The 24,322-nt window shown below is 46.2% G+C and carries 26 protein-coding genes; 4 read left to right on the top strand and 22 right to left on the bottom strand.

Annotated elements, in window-relative coordinates; translation table 11 throughout:
- Positions 1–37: 37 nt before the first annotated feature.
- From RHEIN_RS16865 to RHEIN_RS16935, 15 genes are all read right to left on the bottom strand, one after another.
- Complete coding sequence (locus RHEIN_RS16865) at positions 38–481, bottom strand: hypothetical protein (RefSeq protein ID WP_008900191.1); 444 nt, start codon at positions 479–481, stop codon at positions 38–40.
- Positions 471–1,262 (bottom strand): prepilin-type N-terminal cleavage/methylation domain-containing protein, encoded by a 792-nt coding sequence (locus RHEIN_RS16870; protein ID WP_008900192.1) that lies wholly within the window; start codon positions 1,260–1,262, stop codon positions 471–473. The genes RHEIN_RS16865 and RHEIN_RS16870 overlap by 11 nt, the downstream gene beginning before the upstream one ends.
- Positions 1,262–1,852, bottom strand: coding sequence for a type IV pilus modification PilV family protein (locus tag RHEIN_RS16875; protein ID WP_008900193.1), 591 nt, complete (start codon positions 1,850–1,852; stop codon positions 1,262–1,264). The genes RHEIN_RS16870 and RHEIN_RS16875 overlap by 1 nt, the downstream gene beginning before the upstream one ends.
- A complete protein-coding gene (locus RHEIN_RS20515) occupies positions 1,846–2,385 on the bottom strand; it encodes a type II secretion system protein (protein ID WP_008900194.1) in 540 nt (179 codons plus the stop codon). Before RHEIN_RS20515 ends, RHEIN_RS16875 begins: the two co-directional genes overlap by 7 nt.
- A gap of 22 nt (positions 2,386–2,407) precedes the next feature.
- Positions 2,408–2,983 (bottom strand): prepilin-type N-terminal cleavage/methylation domain-containing protein, encoded by a 576-nt coding sequence (locus RHEIN_RS20520; protein ID WP_008900195.1) that lies wholly within the window; start codon positions 2,981–2,983, stop codon positions 2,408–2,410.
- A gap of 25 nt (positions 2,984–3,008) precedes the next feature.
- Positions 3,009–3,701, bottom strand: a complete 693-nt coding sequence (locus RHEIN_RS21375) for a prepilin-type N-terminal cleavage/methylation domain-containing protein (RefSeq protein WP_008900196.1) — start codon at positions 3,699–3,701, stop codon at positions 3,009–3,011.
- 105 nt (positions 3,702–3,806) lie between these two features.
- On the bottom strand, positions 3,807–5,024 hold the full coding sequence (locus tag RHEIN_RS16895) for a type II secretion system F family protein (protein WP_008900197.1): 1,218 nt from the start codon (positions 5,022–5,024) through the stop codon (positions 3,807–3,809).
- The gene (locus RHEIN_RS16900; RefSeq protein WP_008900198.1) at positions 5,024–6,787 is read right to left on the bottom strand and encodes a GspE/PulE family protein; all 1,764 of its coding nucleotides are present in this window, start codon (positions 6,785–6,787) and stop codon (positions 5,024–5,026) included. The genes RHEIN_RS16895 and RHEIN_RS16900 overlap by 1 nt, the downstream gene beginning before the upstream one ends.
- 4 nt (positions 6,788–6,791) lie before the next feature.
- Positions 6,792–8,036 (bottom strand): tetratricopeptide repeat protein, encoded by a 1,245-nt coding sequence (locus RHEIN_RS16905; RefSeq protein WP_008900199.1) that lies wholly within the window; start codon positions 8,034–8,036, stop codon positions 6,792–6,794.
- Positions 8,033–8,965, bottom strand: coding sequence for an ExeA family protein (locus tag RHEIN_RS16910; protein WP_008900200.1), 933 nt, complete (start codon positions 8,963–8,965; stop codon positions 8,033–8,035). The genes RHEIN_RS16905 and RHEIN_RS16910 overlap by 4 nt, the downstream gene beginning before the upstream one ends.
- On the bottom strand, positions 8,947–10,632 hold the full coding sequence (mshL, locus tag RHEIN_RS16915; RefSeq protein ID WP_008900201.1) for a pilus (MSHA type) biogenesis protein MshL: 1,686 nt from the start codon (positions 10,630–10,632) through the stop codon (positions 8,947–8,949). Before mshL ends, RHEIN_RS16910 begins: the two co-directional genes overlap by 19 nt.
- On the bottom strand, positions 10,629–10,961 hold the full coding sequence (locus RHEIN_RS16920) for a hypothetical protein (protein ID WP_008900202.1): 333 nt from the start codon (positions 10,959–10,961) through the stop codon (positions 10,629–10,631). Before RHEIN_RS16920 ends, mshL begins: the two co-directional genes overlap by 4 nt.
- Positions 10,939–11,589 carry a hypothetical protein gene (locus RHEIN_RS20525; RefSeq protein ID WP_008900203.1) on the bottom strand — a complete coding sequence of 217 codons (651 nt, stop codon included), beginning with the start codon at positions 11,587–11,589 and terminating at the stop codon, positions 10,939–10,941. The genes RHEIN_RS16920 and RHEIN_RS20525 overlap by 23 nt, the downstream gene beginning before the upstream one ends.
- The gene (locus RHEIN_RS16930) at positions 11,586–12,200 is read right to left on the bottom strand and encodes a PilN domain-containing protein (RefSeq protein WP_008900204.1); all 615 of its coding nucleotides are present in this window, start codon (positions 12,198–12,200) and stop codon (positions 11,586–11,588) included. The genes RHEIN_RS20525 and RHEIN_RS16930 overlap by 4 nt, the downstream gene beginning before the upstream one ends.
- Complete coding sequence (locus RHEIN_RS16935) at positions 12,184–13,146, bottom strand: hypothetical protein (RefSeq protein WP_008900205.1); 963 nt, start codon at positions 13,144–13,146, stop codon at positions 12,184–12,186. The genes RHEIN_RS16930 and RHEIN_RS16935 overlap by 17 nt, the downstream gene beginning before the upstream one ends.
- Before the next feature lie 103 nt (positions 13,147–13,249).
- Between RHEIN_RS16935 and RHEIN_RS16940 the strand changes: the two genes are divergently transcribed.
- Entirely contained in the window at positions 13,250–14,167 is a 918-nt protein-coding gene (locus tag RHEIN_RS16940) for a 1-aminocyclopropane-1-carboxylate deaminase/D-cysteine desulfhydrase (protein WP_008900206.1), read from the top strand.
- Positions 14,168–14,186: 19 nt separating this feature from the next.
- Here RHEIN_RS16940 and RHEIN_RS16945 read toward each other — a convergent pair whose 3' ends face one another.
- The gene (locus RHEIN_RS16945; RefSeq protein WP_008900207.1) at positions 14,187–15,995 is read right to left on the bottom strand and encodes an EAL domain-containing protein; all 1,809 of its coding nucleotides are present in this window, start codon (positions 15,993–15,995) and stop codon (positions 14,187–14,189) included.
- 167 nt (positions 15,996–16,162) lie between these two features.
- Between RHEIN_RS16945 and RHEIN_RS16950 the strand changes: the two genes are divergently transcribed.
- Entirely contained in the window at positions 16,163–16,639 is a 477-nt protein-coding gene (locus tag RHEIN_RS16950) for a GNAT family N-acetyltransferase (RefSeq protein ID WP_008900208.1), read from the top strand.
- Positions 16,640–16,678: 39 nt separating this feature from the next.
- On the opposite strand, the gene RHEIN_RS16955 is transcribed toward RHEIN_RS16950, so the two are convergent.
- Complete coding sequence (locus tag RHEIN_RS16955; RefSeq protein WP_008900209.1) at positions 16,679–17,386, bottom strand: 2OG-Fe(II) oxygenase; 708 nt, start codon at positions 17,384–17,386, stop codon at positions 16,679–16,681.
- Positions 17,387–17,404: 18 nt separating this feature from the next.
- Between RHEIN_RS16955 and RHEIN_RS16960 the strand changes: the two genes are divergently transcribed.
- The gene (locus RHEIN_RS16960) at positions 17,405–17,797 is read left to right on the top strand and encodes an acyl-CoA thioesterase (RefSeq protein WP_008900210.1); all 393 of its coding nucleotides are present in this window, start codon (positions 17,405–17,407) and stop codon (positions 17,795–17,797) included.
- Between the two features lie 84 nt (positions 17,798–17,881).
- The gene (gene ggt / locus RHEIN_RS16965; protein WP_008900211.1) at positions 17,882–19,594 is read left to right on the top strand and encodes a gamma-glutamyltransferase; all 1,713 of its coding nucleotides are present in this window, start codon (positions 17,882–17,884) and stop codon (positions 19,592–19,594) included.
- An 82-nt stretch (positions 19,595–19,676) separates the two neighbouring features.
- On the opposite strand, the gene RHEIN_RS16970 is transcribed toward ggt, so the two are convergent.
- Genes RHEIN_RS16970 through RHEIN_RS16990 form a run of 5 tightly spaced genes read right to left on the bottom strand, consistent with a single transcriptional unit; the run spans position 19,677 to position 24,158 of the window.
- Complete coding sequence (locus RHEIN_RS16970; protein ID WP_008900212.1) at positions 19,677–20,432, bottom strand: arylamine N-acetyltransferase family protein; 756 nt, start codon at positions 20,430–20,432, stop codon at positions 19,677–19,679.
- 19 nt (positions 20,433–20,451) lie between these two features.
- Positions 20,452–20,778, bottom strand: coding sequence for a DUF2288 domain-containing protein (locus RHEIN_RS16975; protein ID WP_008900213.1), 327 nt, complete (start codon positions 20,776–20,778; stop codon positions 20,452–20,454).
- 36 nt (positions 20,779–20,814) lie between these two features.
- On the bottom strand, positions 20,815–22,164 hold the full coding sequence (locus RHEIN_RS16980) for a sigma 54-interacting transcriptional regulator (RefSeq protein ID WP_008900214.1): 1,350 nt from the start codon (positions 22,162–22,164) through the stop codon (positions 20,815–20,817).
- A 3-nt stretch (positions 22,165–22,167) separates the two neighbouring features.
- Positions 22,168–22,743, bottom strand: a complete 576-nt coding sequence (locus tag RHEIN_RS16985; protein WP_008900215.1) for a hypothetical protein — start codon at positions 22,741–22,743, stop codon at positions 22,168–22,170.
- Positions 22,740–24,158 (bottom strand): sensor histidine kinase, encoded by a 1,419-nt coding sequence (locus tag RHEIN_RS16990; RefSeq protein WP_008900216.1) that lies wholly within the window; start codon positions 24,156–24,158, stop codon positions 22,740–22,742. The genes RHEIN_RS16985 and RHEIN_RS16990 overlap by 4 nt, the downstream gene beginning before the upstream one ends.
- Positions 24,159–24,322 lie beyond the last annotated feature (164 nt).

Consider the following 24,322-nt stretch of genomic DNA (forward strand, 5'->3'; position numbering starts at 1 on the left):
AATTCAATCAATAACTGTCTGTTAGTTATAGCACCCACTACTGCCATACTTCCATTTCTATAGTACGGGAGCTTTGGACAGAGGCCACATCACCGCAGGTTCCGGTGCTGGTCAGATAAAAATGCGTAGTAGAAGAGTCCAGACTACTGGTTGCAGCTGTGCAATTCACCTGAACCTGACATTGCCTTAAACCATCAACAGCCGAGAGTTCAAAATTCTGTGAAAACAACGGGTTGGCACAACTGGTTTGAATGGCGGCATCAAGCCCATATAAAATTTGCAAGCCGCGTTCCATACCAGATTGAGCCGCCAGAAAAGCTCTGGTGCCTAACACTTCGTACGACACACTTTCACTACTGCTGGTGAGCTGTTGTGTTAGAGATCCAATTAGCAATACCATTACAATGATAATAAAGACAGCCACTACTAAAGCACTGCCACGCTGCTTGCAGACAAAAGAGCTGCTCTGATTAAGGCACATTAGGAATATGAACCTCTTGATTAAAAAACAGGTCGTCATTAAAACCAGAGCCAAAGGATAAAAATAAGTGTACTACTGAATTCCTGCTCAGCACTGCCTGATCAAACACAAAATAGGGGATGCTGCCTGGATTATTTAAACCCTCAGCCATCAGCACACCGTTTGCCAAATCACTTCCAGGAGCCGGTTGTGAGGCTTGCAAAACATAATTACCATAACGAAACAATTGATTACCTTGCACACAATAAGAAACTGGGGAACGGAATACATACAACCTGTTACTAGGAGAACTAACAGGAAAACTTGTGGAAGGAAAAGTAAATTGAATTGGGTTGGTATTGGTTGCTCCGGTTAAACGCACTGTTCTACCTAATGCCGGATTATAAATATGAGCAGGTTCTGTAGGGTAAATGGTCAGGTAATCGTTTGCTTGTACATTCCACTCAGCAGCAGGTAAGTGACTGAAAATTTGAACCACAGCTGCAGTAGCAGGGGTGACAGGAATAGAAACATAACGTCCGGCATTGAGCAGAGGCATAAACTCAATGCAATTACCGCTGGTATCCACTCTGACACTGTTTGGGACCACATTCCTCAGCTCTCTGACCATACGCTCTACAGCAAAACGGCTTTGGCTTAATAGTTTGTCTCTGTCACTGCTTTCGGCGTACATTCGGGCGCCCAGTCCTAAATAGCTGGTCGTTGCGGTGGCGAGGATCCCCATAACCACAATCACCAGAATCATTTCCACCAGCGTAAAACCAGAGCTGCGATACCACATTACCAATTGCTCCTGTAGGCCGCAAACTGGATCACCTCACCTGAGGGAGTAGTTACAGAGACCAGAATACGTTTAGCTAAACGCTCAGCAGGATCGACCTCGTTCATTACACCATTAAAGTTTCCATCATAGGCCACATCAATAGCGACCTGATAATTGCTGTACAAACCTGTCAGAGGGTTTGCCAGAATATTGGTAATAGCATCACCGCTGGCAGAGAAATTATGAAAATCGTCCACATCATTAAATGAAATACGGGTTTCACCCGCCTCAGGACCAAAATTAATTGCATCAGTACAAGGCCAGGGAGTAACAGGTGTAGGTTCTGTTAGTGCATCACAGCGGTAAGAACCATCAGCACGATCAGATTGTTCATCAAAAGAACGCGCCATAATTTCATTCATAAAACTATGGCCTAACTCTGCCGCCCGTACCTGATGCCATGGATCTGTGCTGCGCTGATACAAAGGGCCTAAAACCCCTGTAATTACTGTTAAAGCGATCGCCAACACTACCATGCCAATCACTAGCTCTACCAAAGTAAAACCAGCTTGTTGTCTTGGTGAGGCAACATCTGAAGGTTTTAACATGGATGGATATAACCTTCTCGTTCAATACAAATGCGGTACGTCACCACATCAGTGATTTCAATACGCAAGCCGCTTGAGATCACTGCACCAGCATTAGTAACAGGCTGACCTAAAGAATTAAATCTAAACAGGAAAGGTAAGGTTTGACTAGTTCCACCCGCAGGTAACGCAGTATTAAACAAGCTTAAACCTAGGGAGCTATTGGCCGGACGCATAAACTGCAGACCAGAGTTTTGATTAGCCCCAGCTGTTAATTGAGTATTAGTTTCGGTGGGGTCACAGGGCAAAACATTCGGAAAACCCAGTTGGGTTTGAGTCAGAATAAGCTGATGGCAAAATGTAGCAGTATTAGTCTGCTGCATGGCCTGAATTTGCATACGGCGCAGAACAGAAATCATCTGGTCCTGCGCCGTAATTTCGTCGGTACCAGCATTACCAAAAAGCTTAGGTAATGCTGTAGCAGATACTATACCCAGCAGTACTATGACAATAATAAGTTCAACAAGAGTAAAGCCTGTTGATGTCTTTCGCACTGCTCACCTCAGACTTTAACTATTATTCACATTCATCTTCATTAACTAATTCTACTGTTGCTGCAGTTGTTGCAGTTGCAGCAGTGTAGCGAACGATACAGTTACCTGCAGTTAAGTCAGCCAGATTTGCAGCCATATCTACATTGCCAGCAGCTACCACTAAAGCTGGAGTCAAATTCAAAGCTGTAGCAGACTCGGTATCATGTAATACGAAATTATTTGGGAAGTCAGCTACTGCTTGTAAAGAAGTAACATCAGAATCAGGCGCACCGAAAGCTACATCAACCCCTGAAGCACAATTTGTATTTGCAGGAGCTGCTGGAGTCGCATCAATTTCAGCTTGAAGCGCAGCACGTACGTTATTAGCTTCAAAACAGGCTAAAGCCGCAGTATTCTGACCAGCAATTAACGCTTTGCCATTTACAAGACTTATGGCCGCTCTCAAACTGCCTTCAACACCTGCTAATACTGAAGCTTTTGCATCGCCCTGGAAATTCAAAAACCGTGGCGCTGCTGTTACAGCTAAAATACCTAAAATTACTATGACTATAATCAGTTCTACTAACGTAAAACCTTGTTGTTTATTTAATGTCTTCATACTTCACCTCGTTAAAAAAATTTCTTTATGGCTTATTACGAACAGCGTTCACTACGCCAGTCGCTGGATTGTACCAAAAATAGTTGAATGCAACAGTGGTTGGAACGTTGTTTGTTGCAGTTGCTGGTGGCGTCGGCACAGCGGCGTTGCCTGACGTCTGGAAATAGAAACAGATGTTAGCAGCAGTACCAGTTCCTTCCACAACAACAAATTTATTTTGCGCTAAAGTAGCAGCAGTAGCACCAGTGCCAACAATGGCTGCAGGTGGGTTTTGTAATAACAGGTTAAACACTTCCAGACAACGTGCTTCTGTCATGTTCGCCACCTGGGTGTTGTTTGCGGTGCCGCTCACTACTGCTGCAGTTGCTGCAGTAGTTACACCAGCTGTAGGATAACCACGGGTGAAACCACCTAAAACCTGAGCTGTACTGGCGTCCACGCCCACTCTGCGGTTATCGATAGTCACAAAGGTCAAGTTGGCCTGGTTAGTACCAGTACTGCCACTGGCTGAAGAACCACTTGGACGGCCAGCCACTTCCCATTGACCACGTACTAAACCTACAGATGTCGCAAAACCACCAGTGACGCCTTCCAGTGAGGCGTCTTCAGCGTCATCCACCACATCCAGGAAGCGAGGTAAAGCTGTGGCTGCCAATAAGCCTAAAATAATTATCACAATGATAATTTCGATAATAGTGAAACCACTCTGTCGTCTCATTTTGTTAACTCCACATCTTTTTTTGTTAGTTTATCGCTAATTGCGCTTATTTTACCCACTATTCCCAGCTTGTCTTCTGTTTTTTTCATTTTTACCGATTATTTACTAACCACCCTTATAGGCATTCAACATATCCCACATAGGTGTGAAGATACCTAAAGCTAAAATAAGCACCATTGCAGACACTACTGAAATCAAAATAGGTTCTATCTTTGCTGTAAGTCCTTTCAAGTCGTATGCCACTTCTCTCTCATAAAATGAGGCAACTTCCGTCAACATTTCGTCAACCTGGCCTGTTTCTTCGCCTACAGCTAACATTTGGAGTACTAAAGGTGTAAATAATTCACTTTGTACCGAAACACGCAGTAAACTTTCGCCCCTTTCGATGTTTTTTCGCATGTCACGGATTTTTTCCGCCATATAATCGTTGTCGACCGCCTCAGCCACCAGTGTTAAAGCTGAAGTTAAAGGCACACCTGCTCTGAGCATCATGGCAAAGCTGCGGCTGAAACGCCCTAAACTGGCGCGCACTAAAATAGTGCCCATCAGTGGCATTTTCAGTTTCCAGTAACTCCATTGGTAGCGGCCTTTGTCTGTTTGTAAATACAGCTTTAATGCCCATAAAAGCCCCACAACGACCCCTGCCATCCATTGCCAATAATTCACAAAGAGGTTGGAGCTGGCCAGCAGTACTTTAGTGGCCCAGGGCAACTCAGTATTAAATTTGGCAAACATACCTGCGAATTGAGGGATCACCATAATATTCATAATCACCATAGCTATGCTGATGGCAATAAGTACAAAAGTGGGGTAACGGGTTGCTTGTTTAATTTGCTTTTTGGTTTCCATTTCCTGCTCAAAATAGCCGGAAAGTTGCAAAAAGGATTCATCCAAACGACCCGTATTTTCACCTACATGCACTATGGAAACCACCAAACGGCTGAATATCTTTGGATGCTGTGCCATAGCGGCTGATAAAGTACGGCCTTTTTCCAGCTGGTCAGCTAAATCCAGCAGCACTGTGTTTAATGCTGTAGAACTGGTGCTTTCTGCTAAACCCACTATAGCTCTGATGATGGGAATACCGGCTTTCATCAGGGAGTACATCTGACGGGCGAAAATAATCAGCTCGGTCATACTGACCTGCTGCCAGGGCCAGACGATGGCGGCGCTGGCTTGTTTTTCTTCCTGCAACTTAATTTTAATAGGGGTTTGGCTTCGTTGCAGCAACATATCCGCTACCGCAGCTTCACTACCTGCTTCAATGCTACCGCTGACAGACTGGCCTTGCCTGTCTCTTGCTGTATAGCTGAAGGTTGCCATTAGTCAGCTTCCTGCTCTGCAGTGCCGACACCGTTACCTGTGCTGCTCTGGACCGGCTCTTCCAGTTCCAGGTATTCAGACACCTTAATCACTTCTTCGATACTGGTCAGGCCCTGCATGGCATAATCCAGCGCCATATCTCCCAAAGGCCGGAACCCTTCGTTATTACGGGCTGCTATGGCAAAACCTTCGGCATCACCACGGCGTAATGCATCAGCCAGTTCGCGGTTCATCACCAGTAATTCAAAGACACCAATACGGCCAGAGTAGCCTGTGTTATTGCAGTTCTGACAGCCTTCACTACGCCAGAACTGCTGAGTGAGCGCTATATGTTTATATTGTAACCAGCTGGTTTCAGACGGATCCGGGGTATAGGTTGTTTTGCAATGAGCGCATAAACGCCTGATCAGCCGCTGCGCCAGAATAGCCCGTAACGCGCTGGCCACTAAATACTCAGCTGCTCCCATATCTATTAAACGCAAGGTACTGCTGATGGCATCGTTGGTGTGTAAAGTGGATAACACTAAGTGACCCGTTAAAGCGCCACGTAAACCAATTTCTGCGGTTTCCTGATCCCGCATCTCACCCACCATGATGATATCCGGATCCTGACGTAAGCTGGTTCTTAACACGTTACTGAACGTCAGGCCAATTTTATGGTTCACCTGCACCTGATTAATGCGGGGTAAACGGTACTCCACCGGGTCTTCAACGGTAATAATTTTATTACCTTCTTTATTCAGCTCGCTCAGCATGCCGTACAAACTGGTGGTTTTACCTGAACCTGTAGGACCAGTCACCAGAATCATGCCATGGGGCGTTTTTAAAATCCGGCGTAAACGTTTTAACAGCGCATCCGGCATACCGGTTTGTTCCATGGTCAGCAAGCCTGCCGACTGGTCCAGTAAACGCATCACCACAGACTCGCCATATTGCACAGGCATAGTCGACATCCGCACATCTATAGTACGGCCTTTAATTTTGATCTGAAAACGGCCATCCTGCGGCAAACGTTTTTCCGATATATCCAGCTGGGCCATCAGCTTTAACCGCAACACCAAAGCCGGCACTATACTGACTTCTTTTAATACGCTTTCCTGTAACACACCGTCGACACGTTGACGTATACGCAGCAGCTTTTCATCAGGCTCTATATGAATATCCGAAGCCCGCACCTGTACTGCATCTTCAAAAATAGATTGCAGCAATTTAACAATGGTATTGTCTTTGTCAGTGGCGTCATTGAGCGCACCAAAATCCAGAATATCGGTTTCGGCGTACTCTTCTTTGAGCTGGGTGGCAAAACTTTCGATTTGTTTGGTACGACGGTACAAGCGGTCAAAAGCGCTGATCAGCTGGCTTTCCCGCACTATCGCAATAGAAATTTCTTTCGGCGCCAGCATTGGCGCTATTTGATCCAGCACTGACAAATCAGCCGGGTCACTCATGCCAAGCAATACAGAACTGCCTCTGTCTTCCAGCACTAAAGCCCGGAAACGGCGGGCATGCACTTCAGGTAATAAAGCCACAGCTTTAGGATCAATTTGCTGTTGGCTGATATCTAATAAATCGACTTTGAGCTGTTGAGACAAAAACTGCAGCAACTGATCTTCAGTTAAAAACTGCATATCAATCAGGCTGCTACCCAGCTTGCGGCCAGTTTTTTGCTGCTGAGCTAAGGCTTGCTGCAGTTGTTGTTCACTGATGATGTTTTCATGCACCAACAGGTCGCCAAGTCGCATTTTCAGTCTGGGTTTTAACATAAAATCACTCTAACGCCGCGATGCGCTTTTTTACATAGTCCAGGCTGGCCGCTGATAAGCCAAAGCCGTTTACTGCCACCTGACGATAGGCCAGCAGAGCCTGTTCCTGTTGTTGCATAGCATCATAACTTAATGCCATACCTAACCACCAACGAGCCTGTTCTGGTTGCTGCCGTGCCAATTGTTGGAATACCTGCACTGACTGCGCATGCTGATTAGTTTTTTGTAAAGCCGCAGCTTTTAGTGCATAAAAATCTGTGTAATTTAAGATATCAGGTTCGTACTCTAAATAACTCAGTGCTTTGGTCCAATTCTGTTGTTTAACAGCCAAAGCGGCCAATGCCATGGAGACTTTAGGATCCTGCACACCTGCAGCACTGGCCTGTTCCAGTATCTGTACTGCGCCTTCATCATTACGCTGAATTTGCGCCAAACGGGATAACTCTAAATAAGCCTGACTGGACGCAGGTTCCAATTGACGAATTTGTTGCCAGTGACTGACAGCCTGAGTCAGATTGCCGCTGGATTCGGCCTTTTTGGCTTTTTGCATCAATAAATCTTTTTGCTGCTGTGGGCTGAGTTGTACTTTTTCAATCGCCAGAGAACGAGGTTTGCTTACTTCTGGGGCACTGTGATTCCAGTTAGTTTCTGCCAGGCTTTCCTGCTCAGGCACAAACTCAGCCGCCTGATCAAATTCACTGACCTGAACTTCAGTACTTGCAAAGAGCTCAGATACAGGCTCCGCACTCTTTAGGCTTTCATCTGGCTGACGCATCTGTACCTGCACCACCCGCTCTGCTGCAACGGGCTGACTGGCAAAAGGTTTTAGCTTAGGTTCAACCTCGACCACAGGTTTGGCCGCCTTTGATTTTCCGAGTTCAGCAGCCAGCTCAGGAGATATACGGCTTGCCACCACATCCTGCAAACTAACCACTTGTTCTGTTGTGCCTGGTGTTGGGTTTGTTACCGCAGCCAGATGTTGCACTTCAGGAACCAGCTTTGCTACAGCAGCCAATGGATGCACCTGACCTTGTTGCACTTCGGATACAGTAGCTGCCTGATCTGTTTTGATAGAAAAACGCTCCATATACCAGGCCTGACCACACCAGCCTGCCAATAAAGCTAAAGGCACAGATGCCCACAACAGCCAGTGTGACTTAGGTTTTGGTTTAAAGCTGGCGAAGCCTCTGTGGTGTTGCTGCTCTTGTTGCTTGTCTAAATCACGCAACATTTTATTAATGACACTCATAACCACAACCCCCTGAAATGCCAGGCAGCAGCAGCTGCAATCATCAGGGATGACACTAAAACTCCCAGCCATATAGGGTTCAGGCTTGCGTTATGATCTCTGACATCTTCAGTATCTTTTGCGGCATAACGTAAATGCCGGGTATCCACCTGCAGCTTATTTTCACCAAAAGCCAGCATCAGACCTTTATGACTTAATACATTCACTAAACGTGGGATCCCTCTGCTGTATTTCCAGATAGCTTTTAACGCGCCGGGTGAAAACAATGGTTGTCGAACGCCGGCTATATCAACACGGGCGCTGATATAAGCCTGCACTTCGTAATAAGACATGCCACGCAAAAAATAGGAGAAACTGACGCGCTGACGTAACTGACGGAACTTGTAGCTGGCTAATCGTTTATCCAGCTCTGGCTGACCAAACAACACCACCTGCAATAATTTACGCTGTTCAGTTTCAAGGTTAGTTAACAATCGCAAGGCTTCCAGCGTATCGTCAGGCAAAGCCTGGGCTTCATCGATAATAAGCACTACTCTTTTGCCTTCAGCGGCAAGCGCCACCAGACAATGCTGTAACAACTGCACAAGCTGTTGATTGTCTATAGTGTCTGATTGTTTTAATCCCAATTCGGTGGCAAAGGCCCAGCGTAATTCAACAGGCGACAAATAAGGATCCGGAATATAAGCAATTACCCAGTCATCCGGCGCTTCGTTCATCAGCTTACGGCATAACATGGTTTTGCCAGTGCCCACTTCGCCAGTCACTTTGATAAAACCTTCGCCTACGTTCAAAGCTGTGGTCAGCACCTCCAAGGCTTCATGATGCTGGGGCAAATCAACATAAAACGCCGTGTTTGGAGTCAAACTAAAAGGGGTTTGCTGTAAACCAAAATGGCGTAAATACAACATAGTCAGTTCTTCGGATACCATTGATCAATCAAATCAGCAGACTGCTTTATCTGTTGCTTCATAGCACTGCTGGTCGATACTGTAGGTTTTATCAAAATAATCAGTTCTTTTTTCCGCTCTATCTTGCTGATATTAGTGAACAACTTGCCAAACAAAGGCACAGAGCCAAGCACCGGGACTTTGGATTCGCTGTCGCTGATGGTGGACTGCATCAAACCACCAATGACTACAATCTCACCGTTACGGGCTTTAATTATAGTATCGGACTCACGGATATTGGTTTGAGCAGAAGGCAAGCTGAAAGAGCTGTTTCCGCCCAGATTAATGGATTTACTCAGTTCTGTGGTTTCGGACACCGAAGGATGTACATGTAAAATTACATCGCCATCTATATTGATCTGCGGCGTTACGTCCAAAGCTATACCAGAGAAAAAGGGTTGCAGCTCAGGGATAGGCACATCTCGGGTGATTCCAGTACCTGTGCCTCCGGTATCAGTGACATTAGAACTGCTGCTAACCCCTGTGACATAGTATTCGTCAGAACCCACTTTAATTACAGCTTTTTGATTATTAATGGCAGTCACACGGGGGCTGGATAACACTTGTGCATTACCCTGAGTTTCAAGCAGATTGATCACTCCACTAAAATCGTCGCCTTCAAAACCTATACGGCCCAAGCCACCCACCTGAGCGGTAATATTATTACCCAGACTAAAGGTATTATTGCTGAAGTTGATATCTGTTGAACCAATGGTACTGGCGATCTGGCTCCAGTTGATCCCCTGCTGGTAATCATCATTTAAGGTCACTTCAATGATTTTCACTTCCAGTATCACCTGGCGCTGCAAGCTTTCTTCCGTCTGACCTAAATAAGCACGAACAGCCTCTATTTCTGAAGGTAAGCCCCGCACTGTGACTAAACCAGCCTGCGGACTAATGACTACAGCGCGATCAGGGCCTGCTCCCATCACGCCTGTAATGGCTTCTTTTAAATCTTTCCAGAAATCGGTCTGGCTGGAGCTTTGCACTGAACTGCCATTGCCTGAGCCGCCCTGGCTGTTCTGGTTGCCATTCTGGTTGTTGTTATTCTGGTTGTTGCTCTGATTACTGTTTTGGTTATTACCACCTGAATTACCGCCGCTGTTACCGCCCTGAGATGACGAAATGCCACCAGCAGTCACAGAAATAGAGGAACTGCCGGAACGCTGCATCAGCAAATAATTCACGGCAATAGTTTCAGTGCGTAAGCCACCGGGCATCACCTTATAAATTGAGCCAACCTGCTTAATATGGTAACCATACAACTGTTCTATCACAGCAAAAGCTTCGTTTAACGTGACTTGTTTTAAATCCAGCGTGATCTGGCCCGAAACAGCCGGATGAATAGCAACGCTGTAATCTGTATCTGCCACCAAGGAAGTAAAAAAGTCAGCTACATCCACATTCGCTGCGGCCACGTTAAAACGTTGCTGCATAGGCTGAGCTTGCTGCAAAGGACTGGTCAAAGCCAATAAATCCTGAGTCACGCTGTCAGGTACAACAGTTGCCGCAACCTGGGATTGTTTTTGCTGTTCAGCTAAAGCTATCTGCGCACCCTGTGGGATTTTAGTATCCTGCATACCCTGACAGCCAGCTAAACCCAGGCTGATGAAAGCTAATGTGAAATAGTTTTTCTTAAAATAATTCATTGAGTTTTCATCGCTTTAAACAAATTTAAAGTTAAACGTTCATTCGCCTGTTGTAGCACAACCTGCTGCCGGTTAATGCTCATCACTGTATAGCCTTCAATTTCATCGCCTTGTTTCACCGACTGACCGTTGATCAACGCCATATGTTGCCCTTGCACATTTTTGATCAAGCCCAGTTTAAACTTGGCTCCCTGATCGGCCATAACAGTAGTTGCTTCAGTTGCACTGACAACTACAGCCATCGCCATATCAGGTTTGGTTGGGTCTGAGGCTGCCTCAACAGCCGCACTCAGAACTAAACACAGGCTACAACTTAATATAACTTTCATTGTCACTCACAGTCAGTAATTGCAAAGTAAGCTCTGCATCAGGGTATTCGGTTACCTTGTAATCAATGCTTTGCCAGCCCAGAGACCAGGATAATTTATCCAGCCGCTCTAACACTGCAGTTAATGCAAAATAATCCCCCGTTAAGATAACAACAGTCGAGTGTTGATAAATAACAGCTTTGTTGTCAGAACCTTGATCGGCGAAGGTTAAAGGCACTGGTGGATTAGCAATGATCGATTTCAATTTTACATTGTTGCTACTTTTTAACACATCTTGCAGTACCAGCGCCATGCGCTCCGAACCTACAAAATAACTGGTTAGCTGAGAAATCTGTTGCTGCAACTCCTGTTCCTGGCGTTGCAGTTTCTCAACTTCCTGCTTATAACTGGCGTCTACATCTGTACCGGCTTGTTGCTGTAGAGCAATTAAAGTATTGCTGTGTTGCTGCGTTGTCATAGCGGCGCCTTTCATTTGCAGCTCAACTTTTCTCAGTTCTTCAAAAGCAGGCACTAAAAATTGCAGCAGAAAAAGCCACAAACATAGCAGTAAGGCTCCAATAAGAGTTGTGTACTTCTCCCGTTCTTTTAACGCTCTGAAACGATCGGACAGCTGTTGCCATGCACTCATGGTGTTACCTCCGCTTCGGCTGAGCCTGTTGCAGAAGACGTTACTTTAAAAGCCAAAGCTTCAGTGTTTTCAGCTTGTTTGATTTCAAAGTGAGAGAAGGTATGACCTTTGAAAAAGGCTGTACCACTGAGTTGAGTTAACCATTGTGGTAACAATTCAGGTGCTGTGACATAACCACTAAACTGACTGGAACTTGCATTTAAACTAAAACCATCTAACCACAAGCCCTGTGGATCTATGCTGGCAAGGTACTGAAATACAGGAGAATATTGCACTGAGGTTTTCAGCTGTTCACCTTGCACAAAGTTCAGCAACTTTTGCTTTTGTACAATGATTTGGGTCAGTTCAGTATGCTGCTTTACCAGAACAGCAGAGGGCTGACGATTGCCAACACTCTTTTGCAACTGAGCCAGCTGTTGTTCCTGTGTTTTTACTTGCTGCTGCAACACTGTTAATTCAGCTTTTTTTGAATCGGTTTGCAGATTAATGACCAAACCCGCAGCCAACAATACAACAGCGAGGCCTACAGTAGTGCCGACTACTAACTTTAAACTGATTTTTTCTTTAACAGGCTGCAACGCCTGAACATAAAGGTTAACCCGCAGCTTCAAGGTTCACCTCCTTTTGAGCGCATAAAGGTTCAACAGCACCGGCAAGAGCCAACCAATATGAACTAAACTGTTCAGCAGACATCTCTACTCCAGCCTCTTGCGCTGACAATGCAAATACCTGAGAAAAGCCATTTTGCACAAACAATTGCACCACTCCGGCCTGATTCGAATTGGCTAGTAACAACGCAATTTCCTTGACCGGAGCTTGTTTGAGCTGGCCCTCAAAGTAATCAATAGAGCGTTGAAGTTCCAGCAGTAAGTTATCAAAAACGCCCTGCTGTAACTCATCCAGACTGTATTGATCCAGGCGATTAAAGCCACGTAAACGACGGGAAAAACATAAATTCCCTTGCTGCAGAATTTGCACTGCTAAATCCTGACCCGGCTGATGCGACACCAGCATCAGCGCCTGATGTTTAGCTGGCAACAGGTTGCGGGCTAACCATTCTTCCGGCTGGATTCCTACTAATTGCAATTTGTTTTGCACAAATAAGGCCACTATATCGGCCAGCCAGCTTTTAGAGCTGACCACTACATTCACTTTGATACCCTGTAACTGGTTTTGCAACGGCAGATCCAGGTAGTCCAGCACCATATCGTCATCAGGCAGAGTGACTAAATCTTTGATAGTCCAAGGCAAGGCCAGAGAGATTTCCTCATCAGGCACAGCTGGCTTATCGATCTGCAGCACCATATAACGTTCAGGAGGGATCACTAAGGTACACTGACAATCAGGTGGTAATTTTGCCGCTACTGCTTTAAAAGCAGCAGACAATTGTGCCGCAGAACTGAACTGTTCCTGGAATACTTGTTCTACCTTTTGCTCTGTTGTGGATTGCTGAGTGACCACCACAACCTTTAAACTATTGGCAGACAGATGAACGCCAGCAAACGAATTGCCTGATTTTCTGGTAAATTTTAATTGCGCCAATAGCTTTGTTAACATAACGGCAAATACTACCTACTGTGCTTTCTTAATTTTATTAACTGTAAATTATCACAAAAACGATAAAAATGATAAAAATTTCGTTCCGCACCGACAAGATACAATGATTCTAACGTCTTATGTGCAGTGGAAAAAGCTGCACCACCCTGTTTTGCATGAGCATCAGACTGAACTTTGGCTGCGTTATGCCCCTGGCAATAATCCGGATATATCCGGAAACAAAATACTGAAGCTAAAATACCAGTTAGAACAGGCACTGCAACAAAAATATCAGGGCTTGCTGACCTTTGGTGGTGCATTTTCCAATCATTTGGTCGCAACTGCGGCTGCGGCTGCCGAAAATAAGCTGAAAAGCGTCGGTATAGTGCGCGGTGAAGAGGTTGATGTAGATAACCCCACTTTGGCTTTATGTCGCTCTTATGGCATGCAACTGATCCGGGTCAGCAGAGAGTTTTACCGGGGCCGCCATCAGCAGGACGTACAGCAGCAACTCAGTGATCAATACCCTGGTTATCTGCATATTCCGGAGGGGGGCACTTGTGAGGCAGCGGTTCAGGGCGTCAGTGAACTGGATATGTGCACTACCCCTGCTGGCCCTGCGTCTATGCTCATTTGTGCTGTTGGTAGCGGCGGTACAGTGGCAGGTTTAATCCGGGGCTCAAAAACCACGCCTGTATTAGGTATTGCAGTAGTGCAGGATCAGAGCCTGCCAGAAAAAATCAAAACCTTTTTACCATCAGATCGCAACTGGCCAGAGTGGCAGCTCATTAAGGCCTTACATCAACCCAGGTATGGTCGCTTTGATCAGCTGTTATGGCAGTTTTGCCTGTCTTTTGCAGAGCAGAATGTGCAGCTTGAACCTGTTTACACCGGCAAGGCTTTGTATGCTGTATTTGAGCTGATTAAAGCCGGGAAGATCCCAAAAGGCAGTCGCCTGAGCTTTTTTCATACAGGCGGATTACAAGGATTAAAGGGGCTTGCCTACAGAGGCCTTATTCCTGACACTGACTCAGGTCAATAAAAAGAGCTTGCAGAGCTTTTTAATCTGACAACTGGTTCTGGGCGATAAGACGCGCCAGTGGCTGACTGAAATAATAGCCCTGAGCACCTACAACCCCCAGCTTTTTCAGGCATTGCCATTCAGGGTCCTGCTCTACCCCTGTGGCTATCACTTTGATGTCTTTGCCTACACAAGAGGCCAATAAGCCCCGGATAAACAGCTGCTGCTCCAGTTGATGGTCAATGCCCCGCACCACGGCCGGATGGATTTTTAGCATTCGAATGGGCAGCTCATCGGTATAAGGAGTGGCATCCAGACTTAAGCCTACATGGTCGACTATCAATTCAAAACCCCACTGCTGCAGCTGCAGCAATTTGGGCTTCAGGTTTTTGTAGTGTTTAATTAAATGATGTTCATGAAATTCCAGCGCCATATCCGCGGCCACTATAGTTCCATTATTGACCTGCTGTTGCAGCCAATGCCACCAGGCTTCATCTAATAGAGATTGGCTATTTAAGTTCACACTGCAACGGCAATGTTCCAGCACTTCAGTTTCGCCCAGCTTAGCAACCTTCAGCAGTACATACTGATCTATAGTACTGACCAGACCACAGTTCGCCGCCATAGGTAAAAACAGCGCGGCAGCCAGTTTATCACCGTCACTGCTGGCCAGGCGCACCAAAACTTCATGTTGCAATACATCATTGTCCTGCCAGGAAAAGACCGGCTGGAAGCTCAGCAAAAATCTGTTTTCTTTTAACGCATTATGCAACTCAGTTCGCCACCAGACTGAGCCTTTGATTTTTGGTTTTTGTGGATCATTAAAACCATAAGCAGCATTAGGTCCCTGTAACTGCGCCGTTTTTAGCGCCATATCTGCCTCAGCCATAAGCTGATAAGAGCTCTGCCCCTGCTGATACAAAACAAAACCTATATGGATCAGATCAAAATCCTGGCACTCATTAAAAAAGCTCGCCTGACTCAATATCTGTGCCATACGATCACCCAATTGTTCTGCTTCTCTTCCGGCTAAACCTGGGATCAGCAACGCCAGGTCGTTATCAGCCAACCTCGCCATCACAGCATCTGGCCAGCCAGATGCCAGTTCAGCAATCAACTCAACACAGCCCCTTAAACGCTGTAATTTGATTAGAGTGGACAAATTAGGTTCAGGATGCGATAGCTGAACCAAAAACACAGCACCACTGCCAGCCTCACCACTTTCAGTTAAATAATGATTTAAACGGCTTTCAAAAAACACTCTGTTGCCTATCGCCAGCTCGTGATCCACCAGGCCTTGCACCCGCACTAATTGACGGATTTCACTATCGCGTTTTTGCCAGTTTTGTAGCTTTAACAACACCCGCTGTAATTGGGTAGCTGGGTTAGTTTCTCTGTGAAATGGTAAGTCTAAATGAGCTAGCAGTAACTGAGTTTGCTGCTCCAGTTGTTGTAATTCCTGCCTGAATTGTTGCTGATAAGGCCGGATCCACAACAGCCAGCCCAGCCAGATCATAAAAGGCAAATTTAATAACAGGTAATCCAGAACAGTCCAGCCTTTCACCAGTTCAGGCGACAGATGCAATACGGGGTTTGAACCATCTAAAGCCACAAAATCAGCAGCAGCCGAAGGTGGGCTGGACAAGAGTTTGAGCTGGTTTTGTTCACTGATCAGCCATGACTGTTGCTGTAACGGCTGCAACACAAGCCATTGTTGCCATTGCTGCTGGCGGTGCTGCTGCTGTAACTGACCAATACTATAAAAGCTGATATTGACCAGCAGTAACACCACTACACTGAGCAACTGCTGCCAATGGCGTTTCTTTTGGACTATCTGGCTTAACCACATTTCAACTCCTTTTGCCCTGTCGAACGAGTCTGATAAGTGTGCGTCAAGTTTGGTCACTATGCTGATTATTTTATTGGTTTTTTCTGCTCATATTGCAATCAGACAAGAATGTGACGACTTTGGTATAGTAAAGCCAGAATCATTAGAGAAAAAAACAGGACAGACAGATGGAATGGCAAGTTGCAGGCTTTAATCAGCTCGATTCGTACACGGTATACGCCATGCTGCAATTAAGGGTGGATGTGTTTGTGGTGGAACAAAACTGCCCTTATCCAGAGTTGGATAACAAAGATTTGCACCCACAAACCCGACATATTCTGCTAAAAAAAGGCGATAAAATTTTAGCCTATGCCCGGGTTCTGGCGCCAGGTGTCAGCTATGAAAACAGCCCGGCTTTAGGTCGTATCTGCGTATCACAAACAGCGCGCCGTCTGGCCTTGGGCCGGGGTTTAATGGATAAAGCTCTGGATGTGGCCAGTAGTTGCTGGCCTGATTTGGACATCCGCATTTCAGCTCAGTGTTATCTGCAACGTTTTTACGAGTCTTTTGGTTTTATATCTTGCAGCGAACCTTATCTGGAAGACGATATTCCACATCTGGAAATGGCACGTCCGGCACAGCCACTCAGTCCAGCAGAGCTGTAATGGCTCGACGGGGATGAAACAGCTATACAAGGGTATGAGTCAGCTTTCTGGCGCCTGACCGTATAACTGTTCTGCACGATTAAACAGCACCCAACTGGTCAGAATATATTTATCATCAGACACAGGAATACAACCTCTGTGGGTGTGGGTAAAGTAAGCCGGAGCTATGACCATACGCCCGGCTTTGGGTTGAATGGCTTTATTCTGATAATAAAATTCAGTCTGGCCGCCCTCCGCTACATCGTTTAAATAAAACATAAATAACAAAGTACGATGCAGTGGCTCATTGTGCGGTAACTGCGGATAGACCTCTGAGTGCCAGTAGCCATAATTCCCTTTACCCTGCTGATATTTTTGCATCTGAATAGGACCAAGCCGGTACAAAGTACGCATAAAGTTATCGGCCTGTGGAGCCCCTAATTGCGGGTAGTTATCGGCAGTAATGGTTACCATGCGGTTTTCAGCCGGATGAGGCACAGTCATGCTGACAGGGCCAATTAAGGCAAAATGGTACTTGCGAAAGTAATCTGCTACATAAGTGGTGGTGTAGCGGAGAATATCAGCCAGAGCCGGGTGATACTCAGGATACTGATTTAAATACAAGTCAGTGCTGAGCTTTTTGCTGGTATCGACCCCACCGCCTGTGCGACCCGCAGTGGTAAAAGGGCTTTGCTCAAATAAAGAGATCAGTTGCTGACAAAATTCGGCGGGTAATACATCATCGTATACTTCAATAAAATCATTCATAGTTTTTAGGTTATTGTTATGTTTAAAGAAATTATTCAGCCACGTTTCAATGAAACGGACGCATTAGGTCATATCAACAATACAGTGCTAACGGCGTGGTTTGAAGGGGCTCGTGATCCTATTTTCAAATTATTCACACCTGATCTTGATACCAAACAATGGAAGCTGATCCTCGCCAGCATCAGTGTACAGTTTAAAGCGGAATTGTTTTATGGCCTGCCGGTGGAATTACGCACTGGCATCAGCATGGTTGGCAACAGTTCCTTTGAAGTGCATCAGGAAGCCTGGCAAAACAATCAATGCTGCGCTGTGGGTAAAGCCGTGTTGGTGCAATACGATTTTGGCGCTAAACAAAAACTAATGCTCAGCATCGAACAAAAAGCAGCGTTGAATGAACACTTAGCCAGCTAATCTGGCTTTTGGTCGCGTGCTGCTGGTAATTTCAGCATTCTCTGACTAGGTTGTGTGCTCCTGTATTTCAGAGACACAACCACAATGAAAAAACTCTTACTCTGCAGCCTGATTGCTTTATCACCCCAACTGATGGCCTATGACCGCATTACCGGCGCTGACTTTGCCAGTCGCTCTGAAGTGATAGCGCCTCATGCTATGGCGGCCACCAGTCAGCCATTAGCCACCCAAATTGCGCTGGATATTATGAAACAAGGCGGCACAGCTGTAGATGCAGCTATAGCAGCTAACGCGGCTTTAGGTTTAATGGAACCTACAGGCAACGGCATAGGCGGCGACTTGTACGCTATTATCTGGGACGGTAAAACCAATAAAATTTATGGTTTAAATGCCTCAGGCCGTTCCCCTAAAGGCTTAAGCCATACACAACTTTCTAAAGAGTTGAAAAAACTCGGCCTGAAGGACTTACCTCCTTATGGCATGCTGCCCATCAGCGTACCTGGTGCTATAGACGGCTGGTTTGAAATGCACCAGAAGTTTGGCAAATTGCCTATGACCCAAATTCTGCAACCCGCCATTACCTATGCCGAACAAGGTTTCCCTGTCAGCGAACTGATTGCTTATTACTGGGATAGATCTGTACCCCGTTTAAAAGATCAGCCAGGTGATTTTGTTGGTACTTTTACCATTAATGGCAAAGCACCAGCCAAAGGGGAGATGTTTAAAAACCCTGACTTAGCGGCCACTTATAAAGCCATAGCCACAGGCGGCCGTGATGCCTTTTATAAAGGCGATATAGCCAAAAGTATCGATGGTTTTATGAAGGCGAACGGTGGTTACCTGCGTTATGAAGATTTCGCCAACCACAGCTCCGATTGGGTAGAACCTGTCTCAGTCAATTACCGTGGTTATGATGTCTGGGAATTACCCCCTAATGGTCAGGGCATAGCGGCACTACAGATGCTGCAAATTCTGAAAAATTTCGACTTAAAAGCTATGGGTTACAACAGCGTTGAAAGTATTCATACCTTAGTAGAAGCAAAAAAACTGGCCTTTGAAGACAGAGCCAAATTTTATGCGGACACTGACTTTAACAAGCTGCCCATCAAAGGCCTGATTTCTGAAGCTTATGGTAAAGAGCGCGCCAAACTGATCGGTGCTACCGCTGCAAAACGGGTGGACGCAGGTAATCCGGCCGCTTACGAAGGGGACACTATTTATATGACCACGGCCGATAAAGACGGCACTATGGTTTCGCTTATTCAAAGTAACTACAGGGGTATGGGTTCAGGAGTGGTTGCGCCTGGCACAGGTTTTGTGTTCCAGGACAGAGGCCAGATGTTTTCTATGGATAAAAAACACGCCAATGCCTATGAGCCGGGTAAACGCCCTTTCCAGACGATAATTCCTGCCTTTATCAGTAAAGACGGCAAACCACTGACCAGCTTTGGTGTGATGGGTGGCGCTATGCAGCCTCAGGGTCATGTGCAAATTGTGGTGAATATGATTGATTACGGCATGAACCTGCAGGAAGCAGGTGACGCAGCACGCTGGCAACATCTGGGCAGCACTGAACCTACAGACGCTCAGGCTACTTATTTAACCAATGGTGGTTATGTGCAGTTGGAAAAAGGTGTGCCTTATGAAACAGCCCGTGAACTGATGAAAAAAGGCCATGACGTGCGTTACGCTTTGGGTGAATTTGGCGGTTATCAGGCCATTATGAAAGACCCGAAAACCGGTGTTTATTACGGCGCTTCAGAGTCCCGTAAAGACGGTCAGGCTGCAGGCTATTAACTTTTAAATTGGGGCCGGCGGTATCATAAGACGGGCGGGTACAAGACCCGCCCCTAGGTTGCGCCTCGTTGCAACTCCAATTTTACTTCAACAGCTGCTGTAGTGTTTCTTCTCGCTGTTCAAGGCTCAACTGCTGTACTTTTGTGCCATCGGCTCGTATTTGTTTTAGCTGCTCACCCAGCAGAATATCGCGGCCTTGTTCGTGGTGTTTAATTACCAGTAACTTCTGCACAAAAATCGTATCCGGATGGGTGCTGTTCAGATAGTTAGCTGGCATAAAGTCCACCCATTCGCTGGCATAAGGCTCAAAACCAAACTGACTTAACCACTGACCATCCACCATTGCCTGAACCACATAAGCACCGCTGTCTTCTGTGGTTAAACGGAACTGGTCGAAGTCTTGGTGCTGCACTTGCTCTAACGACGATAACGCAATGGGAGCCCGAATACCGTAGCTGCCGAAGCCTAAATCACAGATCCATTCATCGCCATCGGCTTCAACCAACAACACCATATGAGTTTTAGGCCGGCGCACCGGGTAAAACATAGGCCGACAAGCCACAAACTTATAGCTAAACCCTAAAGCCTGCAGTGCCATGGCAAAGAGGCCATTAACCTCATAACAATACCCACCACGGCCTTGCCCTACTATTTTATCGACTATCTGTTCAGGCACTAAGGAAACTATTTTCCCGGCCTGCACATCGAGGTTTTCAAAGGCAACGTGAAAGAGCTGGGCGCGCATCAGTTGTTTTAACGTTTCGGCGTTTTGATCCAAAGGCCCCTGATAACCAATGCGGTTGAGGTAAGTCTCTAACTGAAAATTTTCTGCATACATAAAGCTGTGACCTGCCTGATTAATGGGGAGCTTGAGCGGTTTTATCCTGCACCAAAATCCAGGGAGAAATTACCACAGCCCAAAGCTCGGCCTGTTGCTCTACCCACAGCTGAGCTTGAGTGTCATTCACTCTGTCTACCAGACCAGAGTGCAACCAGTGCTGCACTGCGGCTTTATCATCCTGACTAAAAGCAAAAGCCACATCCACTAAATCCAGTTGTGCAGAAACCTGAACCACAGAGCCTGCGGCATAAAACTTCTGCAGCTCCAGCCAGTGGATCCGGGCGGTTTCACTGATGATTTTAGCTTTCAGTACATCGGGTTCTACTTCAAAATTTTCGTGCATCAATCAATCTCTCAGTTATTCAAGTTTATCGCTTTGCTATTCTAATTCGTCGCTTTGCTCGGACACCTGAGAAGCGCTGAGTTCATGTTTCTTCAGCAGTTTATGAAAGTCGGTTCTGTTGCGTCCAGCCAGCTCTGCAGCCCGGGTGACATTGCCTTCAGCCATTTTGAGCACCCGGATTAAATACTGGCGTTCAAACTGGTCACGGGCTTCGCTTAAAGTCGGCCAAAAGCTGCGGTTTTGCGATAACGCCTGCTCCACTAAAGCCACGCTCAGCACCGGGCTTTGAGTTAAAGCCACACATTGTTCTACCACATTCACCAGTTGACGCACATTACCAGGCCATTGAGCTGTCACCAGCGCCTGCATGGCATCTTCAGAAAAACGGTTCACCTGCACACCATGACGTTCTGCATTTTGTTGCAGCACATGACGGGCCAATAAGGGAATGTCTTCAGCCCGCTCTCTTAAGGTGGGTAACTGCAAATTCACCACATTTAAACGGTAATACAAATCTTCGCGGAAACTTTGCTCCTGCATCGCCTGCTTTAAATCACGGTGAGTGGCTGACAATACCCGCACATCTATAGCAATAGTTTTAGTGCTGCCCACAGGTCGGATTTGCCGCTCCTGCAAAGCCCGTAATAACTTCACCTGCAGCGGCATTGGCATATCGCCAATTTCATCGAGGAATAAAGTACCGCCGTCTGCTTCGCGGAATAAGCCCAAATGCTCAGAGACAGCGCCGGTAAAAGCACCTTTGCTGTGACCAAACAGCTCTGATTCCAGCAAATGCTCTGGTAAAGCGCCACAGTTAATAGCCACAAAGTGGCCTTTGGCACGAGGGCTGGCTTTATGAATGGCTTTGGCCAGCATTTCTTTCCCTGTACCGCTGGCGCCGGTGATTAATACACTGACGTCACGCTGTGCAACGCGGTACGCTTGATCCAGCACCTGCTCCATCACTTTGCTGCGGGTAATAATGTCAGTGCGCCATTCGTCTTTGCTGGGTACATGAGACTGATGCACAGCCTGAGCTAAAATGTCGCGTAAATCGTTGTTGTTGAGTGGCTTAGTTAAGAAACCAAAGACACCACGCTGAGTGGCGGCCACAGCTTCAGGAATTGAGCCATGTGCCGTCATCAATACCACAGGTAAACCAGCGTGGCGTTTGGCAATTTCATCAAATAAAGCCATGCCATCTAAACCCGGCATACGTAAGTCACTCAGCACCACATCTACTTTATTTTTGCCAAGCAATACCAAGGCAGTTTCAGCGCAGTCTGCACTGATCACCTGATAACCTTCGCCTTCAAGCCGTAACGTAAGTAAACGCAATAAGCTGGGATCATCATCCACCAGCAATAACCGGGCGCCATTGCTCATGATTTAGTTTCCTGTCTGGTTTAGTTTGGCTTCAATTTGAGTCAGTGCGTCAATTTTCTTTTGTAAGTCTTTGCTTTGCTTACGCAGCTTGTCTAACTGCTCTTGCTGCTGAGCGTTCAGGCGGGATAAAGCCGTGACTGCGGATTCACTTTCTAATAGTTTCTGGTTATAGGCTAAATCCCAGCGCAATAAATCAGCCAGGCCTTTAGGTAAAGTGGTCAGCTTGTCATTTAATTGAGTTTGAGCGGCAAAACGCACTGCATAAGGGCTATCCGGATGCAGTTTGATTAATAAAGTTTGTAAGGTAGTCACAGGGCTGGTTTTAAAACTTTTCAGTAATAAATCCCGTTCAGCTACAGGCATCAACAATAATTGAGCACGGAAATCACGCCAGGCCTGCAAGGTTAAATTATCATCGGCAATAGCCAGTTCAGCTTTCACAGCTTTGGGAGGCTCTACCTGCTGGGTTTGGGCAGGTTCGACTTTGGGTATGGTTTTATTGACCACAGGAGTAACAGGTTTAACACCCTGACAGGCTGTTAACACCAGACAAAGGCCAAGACTTAACCAAACTTTCATACCACATCCTCAACTAAAGGCAAACGCACCTGAATACACACGTCGGCGTAACTTACATCGATAATTTCTGCCAAACCACCTAATAAACGGGCGCAGTCGGCAACAATAGATAAACCCAAACCCGAACCTTGCACCGCATCAAAACGAGGGGCTTTACCCCGTTGGAATGGCTCAAACAATTTAGCCCGCAGCTCAGCCGGGATAGGAGTGCCGTTATTCGCCACATCTAACAACATAAATTTATCATGCTGACGTAAATTGACCCAGACATTACTGCCTTCAGCACCATAAGCCTGCGCATTGTTGATTAAATTGTCCAGAATACGTCTGAACAACATAGAATCGGTATAAAGGCGGGGTAACTGACAATCCAGTACTATTTTTTGCTCTCGCTGCTGCAAAGATAACGCATGGTCATTAAAACAGTTTTGCAGCAGGGTTTCGCTGTCGTGCCAGTCAAACTCTGGTTTGGCTTGTTGCAATAACTTGTTGTAATCCAGTAACTGCTCCGTCAGCACACTTAAACGATCGGCACTGCCATTCAGTAAACTAACCACTTCCATTTGTTGCGGATTTAAAGGCCCGACCAACTGTTCACTTAACAGCGCACAGCCCTCCCGAATACTGGACAAAGGCGTTTTTAATTCATGAGAAGCATGACGTAATAAAATCAGTCGTAAGGCTTCCAATTGCTGCAAACGAGAAGCCAGCCAACGCAGCTGCTCACCCAGTTCGGTCAGTTCACGAGGGCCATCTACTTTATCGTGTGGGAAATGATGGCTGGCCTGACCTATAGAACGGATCATAGTATCGAGCATCTTCACCGGAGCAGTAATACGGGCCGAAGCCCAAAGCACCATTAACAAAGTTAACACTACTAAAGCCACAGTTTGCCAGGCTAAATGGCCTTGAGCTTCTTCAGCATAAACTTGCTGCTGCTGTAATCGCTGTTCCAGCAATGCCCAGATCACTTGAGTCAGCTGCACCTGCTGCTGGCGGATTTTTTGTAAAATCGGGCTCAGCTCTTCATTGCTTTCATGCAGATAACTATTAAATAACAGTTCAAGCTGTTGCTGTTGCTGTGCACAGAGCTCAGGCTGGTTCAGGTTCAGGCAAACTGACCCCAGGTTCTGTTGATAGTTATTTAAATGAGTGGCAGCCAGTTGCGATAAGGCATCGGTTTTTAAAATGCTGAATTGCAAGACTGAACGTTCAATATCGTTCACCAGCTTTTGCATATTTTCAGCACGGCGCACATTAGTGACTGAACTCTCGGCTTCAGCTATGGCATAACGGCTCACATCAGATAAGGCACTATGACTTTGCCACAACAAAACCCCAAGTGGGATTAATGCCATAAAAAAGCTGAGTAAAACAAACTGCCGCAAGGAAGCAGGCTGAACAGGCATTCGCATCAGAACAAGGTTCCACGAAAAATCAGGTGCTTATCATAACGGATTTACACAGGGACGTAAAAAAATCGTCTGGAACGATTTTTAACAACGCAACGCGTTGGCCCCTTGGGGTGAGCGCCATGGATGGCAGCGAATAAAAAATCGTCAGGAACGATTGTTTCACC

The organism is Rheinheimera sp. A13L (assembly GCF_000217935.1).
Taxonomy (GTDB): Bacteria; Pseudomonadota; Gammaproteobacteria; order Enterobacterales; family Alteromonadaceae; genus Pararheinheimera.

What these genes read in the sequence shown, in the direction of transcription:
- ggt (WP_008900211.1), top strand. Translation starts at nt 17,882, where the DNA reads ATGAAAAAACTCTTACTCTGCAGCCTGATTGCTTTATCACCCCAACTG.
- mshL (WP_008900201.1), bottom strand. Translation starts at nt 10,632, where the DNA reads ATGAATTATTTTAAGAAAAACTATTTCACATTAGCTTTCATCAGCCTG.
- RHEIN_RS16960 (WP_008900210.1), top strand. Translation starts at nt 17,405, where the DNA reads ATGTTTAAAGAAATTATTCAGCCACGTTTCAATGAAACGGACGCATTA.
- RHEIN_RS16865 (WP_008900191.1), bottom strand. Translation starts at nt 481, where the DNA reads ATGTGCCTTAATCAGAGCAGCTCTTTTGTCTGCAAGCAGCGTGGCAGT.
- RHEIN_RS16870 (WP_008900192.1), bottom strand. Translation starts at nt 1,262, where the DNA reads ATGTGGTATCGCAGCTCTGGTTTTACGCTGGTGGAAATGATTCTGGTG.
- RHEIN_RS16975 (WP_008900213.1), bottom strand. Translation starts at nt 20,778, where the DNA reads ATGCACGAAAATTTTGAAGTAGAACCCGATGTACTGAAAGCTAAAATC.
- RHEIN_RS16875 (WP_008900193.1), bottom strand. Translation starts at nt 1,852, where the DNA reads ATGTTAAAACCTTCAGATGTTGCCTCACCAAGACAACAAGCTGGTTTT.
- RHEIN_RS16945 (WP_008900207.1), bottom strand. Translation starts at nt 15,995, where the DNA reads ATGTGGTTAAGCCAGATAGTCCAAAAGAAACGCCATTGGCAGCAGTTG.
- RHEIN_RS16900 (WP_008900198.1), bottom strand. Translation starts at nt 6,787, where the DNA reads ATGTTAAAACCCAGACTGAAAATGCGACTTGGCGACCTGTTGGTGCAT.
- RHEIN_RS16910 (WP_008900200.1), bottom strand. Translation starts at nt 8,965, where the DNA reads ATGGTATCCGAAGAACTGACTATGTTGTATTTACGCCATTTTGGTTTA.
- RHEIN_RS16905 (WP_008900199.1), bottom strand. Translation starts at nt 8,036, where the DNA reads ATGAGTGTCATTAATAAAATGTTGCGTGATTTAGACAAGCAACAAGAG.
- RHEIN_RS16980 (WP_008900214.1), bottom strand. Translation starts at nt 22,164, where the DNA reads ATGAGCAATGGCGCCCGGTTATTGCTGGTGGATGATGATCCCAGCTTA.
- RHEIN_RS16970 (WP_008900212.1), bottom strand. Translation starts at nt 20,432, where the DNA reads ATGTATGCAGAAAATTTTCAGTTAGAGACTTACCTCAACCGCATTGGT.
- RHEIN_RS16955 (WP_008900209.1), bottom strand. Translation starts at nt 17,386, where the DNA reads ATGAATGATTTTATTGAAGTATACGATGATGTATTACCCGCCGAATTT.
- RHEIN_RS16895 (WP_008900197.1), bottom strand. Translation starts at nt 5,024, where the DNA reads ATGGCAACCTTCAGCTATACAGCAAGAGACAGGCAAGGCCAGTCTGTC.
- RHEIN_RS20520 (WP_008900195.1), bottom strand. Translation starts at nt 2,983, where the DNA reads ATGAAGACATTAAATAAACAACAAGGTTTTACGTTAGTAGAACTGATT.
- RHEIN_RS16950 (WP_008900208.1), top strand. Translation starts at nt 16,163, where the DNA reads ATGGAATGGCAAGTTGCAGGCTTTAATCAGCTCGATTCGTACACGGTA.
- RHEIN_RS16985 (WP_008900215.1), bottom strand. Translation starts at nt 22,743, where the DNA reads ATGAAAGTTTGGTTAAGTCTTGGCCTTTGTCTGGTGTTAACAGCCTGT.
- RHEIN_RS20525 (WP_008900203.1), bottom strand. Translation starts at nt 11,589, where the DNA reads ATGAGTGCATGGCAACAGCTGTCCGATCGTTTCAGAGCGTTAAAAGAA.
- RHEIN_RS21375 (WP_008900196.1), bottom strand. Translation starts at nt 3,701, where the DNA reads ATGAGACGACAGAGTGGTTTCACTATTATCGAAATTATCATTGTGATA.
- RHEIN_RS16935 (WP_008900205.1), bottom strand. Translation starts at nt 13,146, where the DNA reads ATGTTAACAAAGCTATTGGCGCAATTAAAATTTACCAGAAAATCAGGC.
- RHEIN_RS16990 (WP_008900216.1), bottom strand. Translation starts at nt 24,158, where the DNA reads ATGCGAATGCCTGTTCAGCCTGCTTCCTTGCGGCAGTTTGTTTTACTC.
- RHEIN_RS16940 (WP_008900206.1), top strand. Translation starts at nt 13,250, where the DNA reads ATGATTCTAACGTCTTATGTGCAGTGGAAAAAGCTGCACCACCCTGTT.
- RHEIN_RS16920 (WP_008900202.1), bottom strand. Translation starts at nt 10,961, where the DNA reads ATGAAAGTTATATTAAGTTGTAGCCTGTGTTTAGTTCTGAGTGCGGCT.